Consider the following 12,181-nt stretch of genomic DNA (forward strand, 5'->3'; position numbering starts at 1 on the left):
GGTTCACCTCAGCCGGGGGCGCCGTGATCGTTCCCCCCGACGGTACGTCATGGGCCGCCCTGGCGCCGAGCGGAGCGGCGCTCGGCGGCCAGGCGCTCCAGGACCGGCACCAGCTCCCGGGGGGCCGGCGTGCCGAGCAGCTCGGCACGCACCCGGGCCGCGGCGCGCGCGAACGAGGGGGCCTCCAGGACCCTGGTCACCATCGCGCGCAGCCTGCCGGGGGTCAGCCTCTCCGGCGGGCAGGTCAGGGCCACGCCGGCGGCCCGGGCCCGCTCCGCCCGCGGGGTGTTGCACCACATCCGGGCCGGCACCACGACCTGCGGCACCCCGTGGGCCAGCGCGGTGAGGAAGGTGCCGGCGCCACCGTGGTGGATGACCGCGGAGCAGCTCGGCAGCAGCTCGTTCAGCGGGACGAAGTCCACCGCGCGCACGTTCGGCGGCAGCGGCCCGATCGCGGCCAGCTGGGCGGAGTCGAGCGTGGCCACCACCTCCACGTCCAGGTCGGCGACGGCCGCGAGGAGGTCGCCGACCGACGCCTGGTCCCCGCCGACCACCTCGCGGAACGAGACGCCCAGGGTGAGGCAGACGCGGCGGCGGCGGGGCGGCTCGTCCAGCCAACCGGGCACCGCCGCCGGGCCGTTGTACGGCACGTAGCGGACCGGGAGGCGCGGCGTGCGCAGCGGCAGGGCCAGCGAGGTGGGTACCGGGTCGATCGTCCACTGCCCGACCACCAGCTCCTCGTCGAAGCCGCGGCCCGGGCCGGTCATCCCGTACCGCTCCAGGACCTGCCCCAGCCACTCCTCCAGCGGGTCGTCCCGCAGCTCGGCCGGCCGCCGGCCCAGCACGGCCAGGTAGCGCTCGCGGAGCAGGCCGACCAGGTCGAGGCCGAACATCAGCCGGGCGTGGGCGGCCCCGCAGACCCGGGCGGCGACCGGCCCCGCGAAGGTCATGGTGTCCCAGACCACCAGGTCCGGCCGCCAGTCCCGGGCGAAGGCGACCAGGTCGTCGATCATCCGGTCCGGCACCGTGTTGCGGTGCACCAGCGGCGTCCAGGCGGCGAAGATCCCGTGCAGGTGGTCGGCGGACAGCCCGGCCGGGCGGATCTCGCCCGGATCCAGGGCCCGCAGCCAGGCGTCGCCGCGCAGCTCCGCCGGCAGGCCGGCCTGGTCGGGGTTCATCCTGGCCGCGACGTGCAGCGGTTCGCCGACCGGCACCGCGGTGAGGCCGGCCCGCGCGACGGCCTCCGCCGCGTCGGGCTGGACGGCGACGCGCACCTCGTGCCCGGCGGCGCGCAGCGCCCACGCGAGCGGCACCTGGGCGGCCACGTGGGTGGCGGCGGCGAACGGCTGGAACAGGACCCGCATCCGGGCGTTCCCCTTTCGGACGGGCCGGCGACGACGGCCGGCGGTCGGGCGGTTCGGCGGCCCGGGGCCGGGCCTGGTCCTTCCGGGCGCCCGCCCGGCGGAGGTCCGCGACACGCCCTAGGTGAGCGAGAGGCCGCCGTCCACCGGCAGCACCAGTCCGTTGGCGTACTCCGCCTCGGGCCGGGTGAGCTGGACGATCCACCAGGCGATCTCCTCGGGGCGGGCGACCCGGCCGCTCGGTGCCCGGGCGGCGGTCCGCTCCAGGAAGGCCGCGTACCGCGGATCGGCGCCCGGGCCGCCCGGCGCCGGCTCGGGGGCGGTGTCGGTCACCCCGGGCGCGAGGCCCACCACCCGGATGCCGCGCGGGGCCAGCTCGACGGCCCAGGAGCGGGTCAGGAAGTCCAGGCCGGCCTTGGCGGCCCCGTACAGGCTGTTCTCCGGCCAGGAGCGCAGGCCGAGCGCGCCGGCCGAGCCGATGTTCACCACCGTGCCGGAGCGCGCGGCCAGCGGCGCGAGCGCGGCCCGGGTGAGCAGTACCGGCGCCAGCAGGTTGGTGTCGAGCTGGCGCCGCGCCTCGGCCCGGTCCAGGGCGTCGAGCGGCCGGTACCCCAGCGCGGCGGCGTTGTTGACGAGGACGTCGACGCCGCCGAGCTCGCGCACGGCGGCGTCGACGATCCGTTCCGGGGCGTCCGGGTCGGTGAGGTCGGCGACCAGGGTCCGGACGCCCGGGTGCCCCTCGGCGGCCTCGGCCAGGGTGGCCGCGGTGCGGCCGACGACGAGCACCCCGTCCCCGTGCGCGGCGAAGGCGCGGGCGGTGGCCCGGCCGATGCCGGTGCCGCCCCCGGTGACGACGATCCCGCGCGGGGCACCGGCTCCGGACCAGCCTGGGTGGTCGGTGTTCTCGGTTCGTGTGGTCATGCCGGACAGGATCGGGAGCGGGCCTCGCAACCGCCTCGACCCTCGCGCAGCGGCGGGCGCGCCCGGCGGTTCCGGCCGGGCCCGCGGGTCGTCGGGCACGCCCGGGGCCCGGCGGTCACCCGCCGGCCGCGAACCCCGCGAGGTCGGCGGCGAGCTCGGCCGGGGTCGGGGCCGCCGCCACCTCCTCGCGCAGGTGCCCGGCCGCGGCCCGGTACGAGGGGTCGTCGAGCAGCCGCTCGACGCCCGACCGGATCGCCGCCTCGTCGGCGAGCTCCCCGGAGACGTGCAGCGCGGCCCCGGTGCCGGCCACCCGCTCGCCGGAGACCCGCTGTTCGGCGGCGAAGCTCGCGACGAACTGCGGCACCCCCGCCCACATGGCCGTCAGCGAGCTGCCGCCGCCCCCGTGGTGCACGACCGCCGAGGCGCCCGGCAGCAGGGCGGCCAGCGGCAGGCGCTCGGCCACCCGGACCGGGGCCGGCACCGGCCCGAGCCCGGCGAGGTCCCGGGCGGTGGCGGTGACCAGCACCTCCGCCGGCAGGCCGTCGAGGGCGGCGACGATCCGGGGGAGCAGGCAGGAGTCCGGCCCCGACACGGTGGACAGCGCGGTGGACCAGGTGACGACGACCCGGGGCCGCTCCGGGCGCCGCGCGGTCCACGCGGGCGCGGCCACGGCGCCGTTGTACGGGACGAAGCGGACCGGCAGCCGTTCGGCCGCGACCGGCACCTTCAGCGACGCCGGGTTCGGGTCCACCACCCGCTCGACCATCGACACGTCGAACGCGCCCAGGCCGTAGCGGGGGAACGACCCGCTGTGGTCGGTGGGGACGATCCGCATGTGCTCGGGGTCGTGCGGGCTGGCGGGCCCCCACAGGCACAGGGCGGACGGCACTGCGAGCAGTTTCGCCACCAGCAGCCCCTCCAGGCTCCCGGGGTCGTGCAGCACCAGCTGCGGCCGCCAGTCCCGGGCGTGGGCCACCGCCGCGTCGAAGCCGCGGGCGGCCTCCTCGGCGAGCCGCGGCGCGGTCCGGCGCTCGAAGTCGGCGAGGTCGAACGCGTCGAGGCGCTCCAGCCGGCCGCCCGTCACCGGGTGCGGCGGAAGCCACGGGTACGGCCAGTTCCCGGCCACCGCCTCCGCGTGGTACTGCAGCCGCAGCCGCAGGACCTCCGGCATCCCCGACAGGACCGGCACGGGCAGCAGCCCGCACCGGGCGACCGGATCGGTCTGGGACGGGTCGCACAGCACCCGCACCTCGTGGCCGGCCGCCTGGAACGCCCACCCGAGCGGCACCAGCGCCGCGTACTGGGTCGGCCAGGACGACACGGTGAACAGCACCCGCACGGTCGCTCTCCCGTCTCACTTCGCGCCGAGCGCGGTCCACACGTCGGCGTCCATCCACCGGGGCAGGGTGTCCTCGCCGTTGGTGCCCTTCTCGACGAAGACCATGTTGTGGTACGCGTGCACCCCGACGACGCTGCTCTGGGTGGGGGTGGGGTGGGTGACGGTCGGGTCCCGGTGCTCGCGGTGGTGCAGGTCGTCGATCAGTTCCTTGACCAGCCCGAGCGAGGTGTCCGGGCCGGCGACGCCGCCCGGGCTGCCGCCGAAGTCGGGGTAGTAGGCGGTCTGGAGGTCCTCGATGACGTACAGACCGCCGGGCCGCACGTGCGGGAAGAGGGTCCGGAAGGAGGTGCGCACGTGCTCGTTCAGGTGGCTGCCGTCGTCGATGACGATGTCGAACGGCCCGTGCTCCCGGGCGAGTCCGGTCAGGAAGTCGGGGTCGTTCTGGTCGCCGACCAGCGCCGTGAGCCGGGGCTCGGAGAGCGAGGTCTTGTCGTACAGGTCGAGCCCGAAGACGGTGCCGCGGGGGAAGTAGCGCTTCCACATCTTCAGCGAGCCGCCGCCGAGGTCGTCCTCGAACCCGCCGATCCCGATCTCCAGCACCCGTACGGGGCGGTCCCGGTAGCGGGCGAAGTGGTGCTCGTAGTGCGCGGTGTACCAGTGGAAGCTCGCCCACTTGTCGGAGCCGTACCGGATGGACAGCTCCCCGAGCTCCGGGGCGCGCCCGGTGCAGCCGGCCATCAGGGTGGCGGTGGCCTGGGCCGCCGCACGCAGCACGACGTCCACCTCGCCGAGGAGCTCCCGCAGCCGGCCGGGGTCCTCGGGGGTGGGCATGAAGGTGTTGTGGAAGTCCCCGGTGCGCGGGGAGTCCACCGGCCCGAAGAGCCGGCGGAGCAGCCCCGCGGCGGTGAAGGTGACCCGGGAGCGGACCACGGCGGACTCCTCGGCGACCAGCCGGACCGGCTCGTCGCGCACCACGCGCAGCGCGGCCGAGTGCCGCTCCCCGCCGTGGGTGAGGTCGAGCGCCACGTCGACGGGGGCGGTGTTGGTCGGCTCCGGGCAGCGGAACCGCACCTCGTCGACGAGCACCCGGGCCACCTCGGACAGGCCGACGTCCTTCAGCAGGGCGTCGATCTCCTCGTCGGAGCCGGTTCCGGCTCGGATCAGGCGTCGGATCAGGGCGTTCTCTGCGGCATCCACCATGGCGGCGTCCCATCGGTCCACGAAGCGGTCCGGACCACCGTCGACGGAACGCCTGGAGAGCGGCTCGACCGCCGCTGAACGCCGCCGGGCCCCGGCCTCAGAAGTCCGCGCGGTGGTCGGCCACCCACTGCGCGAAGGTGCGGGCGGGCCGGCCGGTGACCCGCTCGCTGGTCGGGCCGGCCGGGACGTCCACCGGGTCCTGGAGCAGCCAGTCCACGGCCTCGGCCGGCATGCCCTGGCCGAGCCACAGCTCACGGGCCGCGGGCACGGTCAGCTCCTCGAAGCGGATGTGCCGGCCGAGGACCTCGCCGAGCACCCGCACCTGCTCGTGCTTGGACAGCGACTCCGGGCCCGCGAAGGCGTACGCCCGTCCGGCGTGCCCCTCCTCCAGCAGGGCGGCCAGCGCCACGTCGGCGATGTCGGCCTCGTGCACCGGGGCGCTGCGGGCCGCTCCGAACGGGGCGCGGACGGTGTTCTCGGCCCGGACGGTGGGGGCCCACCAGGACAGCAGGTTGGTCATGAACTCGCCGGGCCGCACGTGCGTCCACTCCAGCCCGGAGGCCTCCACGGCCCGCTCCACCACGCTGTGGTGGTCGCCGCTGTAGTCCCCGGCGGCGTACTCGGCCGCGATCGAGGAGAGCACGACGATCCGCCGCACCCCGGCCTCGGCGGCCCGGGCGGTGAACTCCTCGGCGGTGCCGGGCAGCGGGAACAGGAAGGCCCGGTCCACCCCGGCGAGGGCCGCGTCCAGGCTCGACGGGTCCGCGAGGTCGCCGCGGACCACCTCCACGGCCGCGGGCAGTGCGGCGCGCTCCGGCGTGCGGGTCATCGCGCGCACCGGCACGTCCGCCGCCAGCAGGCCCGCCACCACGTGCCGGCCGACGTTGCCGGTGGCTCCGGTCACCAGAACGGTCATGGTCCCTCTCCTTCTGCTTCTTCTCGGGTACTGGGATTCGTCGTGTTCAAGGGGTCTCCGGGCGTGGTGTCCGCCGCGGCTTGAGCGCCCGTCGAGCGGCCGTTGCCATCGTCGTGGCGCCTACGTACGTTCCACGTCACGATCCGGGAGGAACCATGAGCGGCACGGATGGACGGGTGGCCGTCGTCACCGGGGCGACCAGCGGGATCGGCCTCGCCGTGGCCCGAGCGCTGGGCGCCGGGGGGCTGCGGGTCTTCCTCTGCGCCCGGGACGGTGCGGCGGTCGCCGACACCGTGGCGCTCCTGCGGGAGGAAGGGGTGGAGGCCGACGGGCGGAGCTGCGACGTGCGGTCCACCGAGGAGGTGGACGCCTTCGTGCGCGCCGCCGTCGACCGCTTCGGCCCGGTCGACGTCCTGGTCAACAACGCGGGCCGCAACGGCGGCGGGGCCACCGCCCGGTTGACGGACGAGCTGTGGCTGGACGTCCTCGACACCAATCTCACCAGCGTGTTCCGGGTGACGAGGGCCGCCCTGACCGCCGGCGGCATGCTGGAGCGCGGCCGGGGCCGGATCGTCAACATCGCCTCCACCGGCGGCAAGCAGGGCGTGGTGCTGGGTGCGCCGTACTCGGCCTCGAAGCACGCCGTGGTCGGTTTCACCAAGGCGCTGGGCCTGGAGCTGGCGAAGACCGGCATCACCGTCAACGCGGTCTGCCCCGGCTACGTGGAGACGCCGATGGCCGAGCGGGTCCGGGCGGGGTACGCCGAGGTGTGGGGCACCACGCCCGAGGAGGTGCGCGAACGGTTCGAGGCGAAGATCCCGTTGGGCCGGTACACCACCCCCGAGGAGGTCGCGGGGCTGGTCGGCTACCTGATCACGGACACGGCGGCGCCGATCACCGCCCAGGCCCTCAACGTGTGCGGGGGGCTCGGCAACTACTGAGCGCGGCCCGGTCACGTCGGCCCGTCCCCGTCCCCGTCCCCGTCCCCGACGTCCGGGTCCGGGGGCGCGGGCGTCCCCCTGAGCTCGTGGAAGCCGGGGGTGCCGGCCAGCAGCAGGACGGCGTCCCACAGCCGGCCCGCCTCCGCCCCGCGGGGCACCCGGGAGAGGACCGGCCCGAAGAAGGCCACCGGGGGCCGACCGGGCCGTGCCGGGTCGCCGACGGCCACCACCGGGGTGCCGGTGCGCGGGCCCAGCAGGGCGAGGGCTTCGGCGTGTGAGGCGCGCAGCGCCGCGTCGTGCGCGGTGGAGGTGCCGGCCGCCGCCAGGGCGGTCGGCAGGCCGGCGGCGGCCAGCGCGGTGGCCGGGTCGGTGATCCAGCGCCGGCCGCTTCCGGCCCACAGGGCGCGGTGGAAGCGGACCAGGGCGTCCTGGCCGTGGGCCTGCCGGACGGCGGTGGCGATCCGCACCGGCACTAGGAGGTAGCCGTCGGGGTCCCCTTCCGGATCGTCGTCCCGGCCCTCGTTGAGGAGCGCCAGGCTCATCAGGTGCCAGCGCGGCGCCAGCGGGCGCACCCGGGCCGCCTCGTGCAGCCAGCGGGAGGCCAGCCAGGTGTAGGGGCAGGCGGGGTCGAACCAGACGTCCACGGTGCGGACGCCGGGCCCCGGCGCGTCGAACTCGGTCACGAGGGTCTTCCTCCCACTGGTGTGGCGGGTCGTCAGGTCCGGCTACGTCGAGGCCTTGCGCATGCCGCGGATCCCGGCCGCGACGCCCAGCAGCGCGACGGCGCCGGCCGCGAGGAAGCCGTACAGCACCACCGGCTCGGCCAACCGCCCGTCGAACAGGGCGCGTTCGGCCTCGACCACGTGGGTCACCGGGTTGATCCGGCTCAGCACGTAGAGCCAGGCCGGCGCGGCCGCCTCGGTGATCGGCAGCAGCACTCCGGAGAGCAGCAGCAGCGGGAAGAAGACCACCTGCTGGACCCCGTAGAACAGGGTCTGCCGGCGCCGCGAGTGCAGCGCCAGGGTGAAGGACAGCGCGCCGATGCCGACGCCGAAGACGCTCAGCAGCAGCAGCCCGGCCAGGGCGCCCGGCAGGTGCAGCCGGAAGTCGGTCGGCAGCAGCAGGAGGAGGATCAGCAGGGCCTGGGTGAGCAGGACCACGACCTCCTTCAGCGTCCGGCCGACCAGCATGGCGGCCCGGTTGAGCGGGGTGACGAGCAGCCGCTCGAAGGCCCCCGAGGAGATCTCGTTGAGCAGCGAGGCGCCCGCCCCCGCGGTGGCGGACAGGCCGAGCAGGACGAGCATGCCGGGGACGAACCACTGCCAGGGCGAGCCCGCGCCGCCCGGCCCGCCGCCCATGCCCGTGCCGCCCGCGCCCGAGCCGGAGAGCAGCGGCGCGAAGAGGGCGAGCAGCAGGAACGGCAGCATCATCGTGAAGAGCAGGCCGACGGGCTGGCGCAGTTCGGGCTTGAGCTCGCGGGCGAAGGCGGTGCGGGTGTCGGTGAGCACCTTCATGGTCAGGCTCCCTGGTGAGGGGTGGCGGGGAGGCCGGCGTCGGCGCTCTCCCGGAGGGTGCGGCCGGTCAGGGTGAGGAAGACGTCGTCGAGGGTGGGGCGGGTCAGCCGGGCGCTGTGCACCCGGATCCCGGCCGCGTCGAGGTCGCGCAGCAGTTCCGGCAGCCGGACGTCGCCGTCGGAGGTCCGGACCCGTACCTCGCTGTCCTCGACGGCCACCTCCCGGACGGCCCGCAGGGTGCCGGCCCGGGTGGCGGCCAGGCCGGTGTCGGCGGGGTCGGCGGTCGTGAAGGTGATGAGGTCGCCGGCGAGTTCGGCCTTGAGGCGCTCCGGGGAGTCGTCGGCGATCACCCGGCCGTGGTCGACGACCAGTACCCGCCCGGCCCACAGGTCGGCCTCCTCCAGGTAGTGGGTGGTGAAGACGATGGTGGTGCCGAGGTCCTTGTGCAGGCGCAGCACGTGCTCCCAGATGTTGGCGCGGCTGTGCGGGTCGAGTCCGGTGGAGGGTTCGTCGAGGAACAGCAGGTCCGGTTCGTGGACCAGGGCCATGGCGATGTCGAGCCGGCGGCGCTGGCCCCCGGAGAGGGTGCCGACCGTCCGCCGGGCCAGCCCCTCCAGTTCGAGGGCGTCCAGCAGGCGTTCGGCCCGGGCCTGCGCCTCGGCGCGGCGCAGGCCGTAGGCGCGGCCCTGGGTGACGAGTTCGTCCATGACCCGGAAGCCGGTGCCGGCGCTGTTGCCCTGGCCGAGGTAGCCGATCCGGCGGCGCACCCCGGCCGGGTCGGCCACCACGTCGTGCCCGGCGACGGTGGCGGTGCCGGAGGTCGGTGGGAGCAGGGTGGTCAGCATCCGCAGACTGGTGGTCTTCCCGGCGCCGTTCGGGCCGAGGAAGGCCACCACGGAGCCGGCCGCGATGTCGAGGTCGAGACCGCGGACGGCTTCGACGGTCTCTCCCTTGGCGCGGAAACTTCGGGTGAGTCCGCGGGTGTGGATCATGAGGTCTCCCGTACGGGGGGCGTGGAGGGCGGAGCGGGGCGCGGAGCGCGGGCCACGGCTGTCGGGGGCCGGTCGTCGGCGGCCCCCGGCCAGGCGGAGGAGAAGTCAGCGGCTCGGGGCTCTTGACTTCTGAGAGCTTAGAAGCGTCAATAACGTCACTGTCAGGGCTGCTGACAGTCTGCCTCCCTCCCTCGGAAGCGCGTTCGAGCGCGCACGGACCAGCGGCCCTCCACCGGCCCGCCAGCGGCGGACCCCAGGCTGACCGCCGACGGACGATCGGCCGCGGGCCGTACGGGAAGGTCGGTGAACCCCATGGCAGGACTCACGCGCAGACGGTTGATGGAGCTCTCCACGGCGGCCGGGGGAGCGGCGCTGCTCGGCGCTCCGGCCGCCACCGCGGCGGCCGCACCGCCCGCCCCCCTCGGGCCGGTGGTCCTCGGCCCGGACGACCCCCGCTACACGGAGCTCACCACCCGCGGGCACAACGGCCGCTTCACCGGCTCCCCGGAGGTGGTGCACCTGGTGGGCTCGCCCGGCCAGGTGGTCGCCGCGGTCGAGCGGGCCGCCCGGGACCGCAAGCGGATCGCGGTCCGCAGCGGCGGCCACTGCTTCGAGGGCTTCGTCGACGACCCCGCCGTCCGGGTCCTGATCGACGTCTCCGAGATGACGGACGTCACCCACGACCCGGAGCGGCAGCTCTTCGCCGTCGCGTCCGGCGCCACCCTCGGGCGGGTCTACCGCACGCTCTACCTGGGGTGGGGCGTGACCCTGCCGGGCGGCAGCTGCCCCGGTGTCGGCGTCGGCGGCCACGTCGCGGGCGGCGGCTACGGGGCGCTGTCCCGCCGGTACGGGCTGGTCGTCGACCACCTCCACGGCGTCGAGGTGGTCGTCGCGGACCGGTCCGGCCGGGCCCGCCTGGTCACCGCCACCCGGGACTCCACCGGGCCCGAGCGCGAGCTGTGGTGGGCCCACACCGGCGGCGGAGGAGGCAACTTCGGGGTCGTCACCCGCTACCTCTTCCGGTCGCCGGGCGCCGCCGGCGCGCCGGGCGACCTGCTGCCGAAGCCGCCGGCCGCCGTACGCTCGGTCTCCCTCGGCTGGCAGTGGCAGGACCTGGACCAGGAGGCGTTCACCCGGCTGCTGCGCGCCCACGGGGACTGGCACCGGCGGCACGCCGGTACGGACACGCCCTACGCCGACCTGTCGAGCGGCCTGACCCTCGGCCACCGCGCCGCCGGGCGGGTCTCGGTGGACGCCGCCCTCGACGCCTCGCGCCCCCGTGCCCGGGAGCTCCTGGACGCCTTCGCCACCGGGCTGACCGCCGCGGCCGGCGTCCCGCACACGGCGGCCACCGCCGAGACGCCGTGGCTGAAGTCGGTGCTGGGCGTGGTGCAGTGGCCGGGCGGCGCCCGGTTCAAGTCCAAGTCCACCCTGCTGCGCGAACCCTGGTCCGACCGGCAGATCGCGGTCCTGCACGAGCACCTGAACCGGGGCGGCGAGGAGTTCGCCACCGCCGGCGTCTACCTCACCTTCCTCGGCGGACGGATCAACACCGTGCCCCCGGACGCCACCGCCCTGCCCCACCGGGACAGCCTGTTCAGCGTCGTCCACGAGACCCTGTGGGGCGAGCCGGAGCAGACCGAACGCCACCTGGCCTGGGTGCGCGGCCTCTACCGGGAGCTGCACGCCGACACCGGCGGCGTCCCGGTGCCGAACGCGGCCAACGGCGGCGCCTACGTCAACTACCCGGACACGGACCTCGCCGACCCCGCCTGGAACACCTCGGGCGTGCCGTGGAGCACCCTCTACTACCGGGGCAACCTCCCCCGGCTGCAACGGGCCAAGGAACGCTGGGACCCGCTGGACCTGTTCCACCACGACCTGGGCGTCCGGCCGACCGGCTGACGGACGGCGGCGAGCCCGGCCCAGCGGTTCTCGAGTCACCGACCAGGGCCGGCCCCGACCCTGGCACCGCTGACCGACAGCGGAGCCGGAGGAGGACCATGTCACGTCCCGCAACCCACCACACCGAACACTCGATCACCGTGTCCGCGCCCCCGCGGCGGGTCTACGACCTGATCGCCGACGTCGGCCGCTGGCCGGAGACCTTCCCGCCCACCGTGCACGTCGAACACGTCGAACGGGGCGGCACCGAGGAGCGCATCCGGCTCTGGGCCACCGCCAACGGCGAGGTGAAGACCTGGACCTCGCGGCGGCTGCTGGACCCGGTCCGGCTGCGCGTCCGCTTCCGGCAGGAGGTCTCCCAGCCCCCGGTGGCCGCCATGGGCGGGGAGTGGATCGTCGAGCCGCTGACCGACACCGAGACCCGGGTGCGGCTGCTGCACGACTTCCGGGCCGTCGACGACGACGCCGGGCACGTCGCCTGGATCCGGCGGGCGGTCGACCACAACAGCGGCGCCGAACTCGCGGCCCTGCGCACCGCCGTCGAACGCGAGGAGGCCGGGGCCGGCCCGGTGCTCACCTTCGAGGACACCGTCGCGTTCGACGGCGACGTCAAGGCCGCCTTCGCCTTCGTCGACGAGGCGCACCGCTGGCCCGAGCGGCTGCCGCACGTGGCGCGCGCCGAGCTGACGGAGGACCGGCCCGGCCTCCAGGTCCTGGAGATGGACACCCGGGCGCCGGACGGTTCCACCCACACCACCCGGTCCGTCCGGATCTGTTTCCCGTACGACCGGATCGTCTACAAGCAGCTGCGCACCCCCGCGCTGATGACCGCCCACACCGGGCAGTGGCTGTTCCGGGCGGACGGTGAGGGGGCCCGGGTCACCTCCGTGCACACCGTGGTCCTGAACGAGGAGGCCGTCCCGGCCGTCCTCGGACCACAGGCCACCCTCGCCGACGCCCGCGCGTTCGTGCGTGACGCGCTGGGCCGCAACAGCACCACCACCATGGAGCACGCCGTGGCGCACGCCGGCCGGCCGCGGGCGTAGCACGGCCAGGGCGGGGGAGGGCCGGGACGGCCGGCCCTCCCCCGCC

Annotated in this window: 11 protein-coding genes; 3 read left to right on the forward strand and 8 right to left on the reverse strand. The window is 75.7% G+C overall.

The genetic code is table 11. The features are described from left to right. Positions 1-47 precede the first annotated feature (47 nt). The 5 genes from ACH5AR_RS03935 to ACH5AR_RS03955 form a co-directional block, all read right to left on the reverse strand. A complete protein-coding gene (locus ACH5AR_RS03935) occupies positions 48-1,364 on the reverse strand; it encodes an activator-dependent family glycosyltransferase (protein WP_396299790.1) in 1,317 nt (438 codons plus the stop codon). Positions 1,365-1,481: 117 nt separating this feature from the next. Further along, positions 1,482-2,282, reverse strand: a complete 801-nt coding sequence (locus tag ACH5AR_RS03940; RefSeq protein ID WP_396299791.1) for an SDR family NAD(P)-dependent oxidoreductase — start codon at positions 2,280-2,282, stop codon at positions 1,482-1,484. 115 nt (positions 2,283-2,397) lie between these two features. Then, positions 2,398-3,621 carry a nucleotide disphospho-sugar-binding domain-containing protein gene (locus ACH5AR_RS03945; protein WP_396299792.1) on the reverse strand — a complete coding sequence of 408 codons (1,224 nt, stop codon included), beginning with the start codon at positions 3,619-3,621 and terminating at the stop codon, positions 2,398-2,400. Between the two features lie 15 nt (positions 3,622-3,636). After that, on the reverse strand, positions 3,637-4,821 hold the full coding sequence (locus ACH5AR_RS03950) for a hypothetical protein (RefSeq protein WP_396299793.1): 1,185 nt from the start codon (positions 4,819-4,821) through the stop codon (positions 3,637-3,639). A 97-nt stretch (positions 4,822-4,918) separates the two neighbouring features. Further along, on the reverse strand, positions 4,919-5,737 hold the full coding sequence (locus tag ACH5AR_RS03955) for an NAD(P)H-binding protein (protein WP_396299794.1): 819 nt from the start codon (positions 5,735-5,737) through the stop codon (positions 4,919-4,921). Between the two features lie 155 nt (positions 5,738-5,892). Here ACH5AR_RS03955 and fabG point away from each other — a divergent pair, with 155 nt between their 5' ends. Next, positions 5,893-6,678, forward strand: coding sequence for a 3-oxoacyl-ACP reductase FabG (fabG, locus tag ACH5AR_RS03960; RefSeq protein WP_396299795.1), 786 nt, complete (start codon positions 5,893-5,895; stop codon positions 6,676-6,678). An 11-nt stretch (positions 6,679-6,689) separates the two neighbouring features. On the opposite strand, the gene ACH5AR_RS03965 is transcribed toward fabG, so the two are convergent. Genes ACH5AR_RS03965 through ACH5AR_RS03975 form a run of 3 tightly spaced genes read right to left on the reverse strand, consistent with a single transcriptional unit; the run spans position 6,690 to position 9,184 of the window. Next, positions 6,690-7,361, reverse strand: a complete 672-nt coding sequence (locus ACH5AR_RS03965) for a disulfide bond formation protein DsbA (RefSeq protein WP_396299796.1) — start codon at positions 7,359-7,361, stop codon at positions 6,690-6,692. 42 nt (positions 7,362-7,403) lie between these two features. Next, a complete protein-coding gene (locus ACH5AR_RS03970; RefSeq protein WP_396299797.1) occupies positions 7,404-8,192 on the reverse strand; it encodes an ABC transporter permease in 789 nt (262 codons plus the stop codon). Positions 8,193-8,194: 2 nt separating this feature from the next. Further along, positions 8,195-9,184, reverse strand: a complete 990-nt coding sequence (locus ACH5AR_RS03975; RefSeq protein ID WP_396299798.1) for an ATP-binding cassette domain-containing protein — start codon at positions 9,182-9,184, stop codon at positions 8,195-8,197. A 312-nt stretch (positions 9,185-9,496) separates the two neighbouring features. Between ACH5AR_RS03975 and ACH5AR_RS03980 the strand changes: the two genes are divergently transcribed. Together ACH5AR_RS03980 and ACH5AR_RS03985 are read left to right on the forward strand one after the other, a co-directional pair. Beyond that, the gene (locus ACH5AR_RS03980; protein ID WP_396299799.1) at positions 9,497-11,089 is read left to right on the forward strand and encodes an FAD-binding oxidoreductase; all 1,593 of its coding nucleotides are present in this window, start codon (positions 9,497-9,499) and stop codon (positions 11,087-11,089) included. A gap of 98 nt (positions 11,090-11,187) precedes the next feature. Further along, entirely contained in the window at positions 11,188-12,135 is a 948-nt protein-coding gene (locus ACH5AR_RS03985; protein WP_396299800.1) for an aromatase/cyclase, read from the forward strand. Positions 12,136-12,181 lie beyond the last annotated feature (46 nt).

Origin of the sequence: Kitasatospora sp. NPDC018619, assembly GCF_044391605.1 — a bacterium.
GTDB lineage: Bacteria > Actinomycetota > Actinomycetes > Streptomycetales > Streptomycetaceae > Kitasatospora.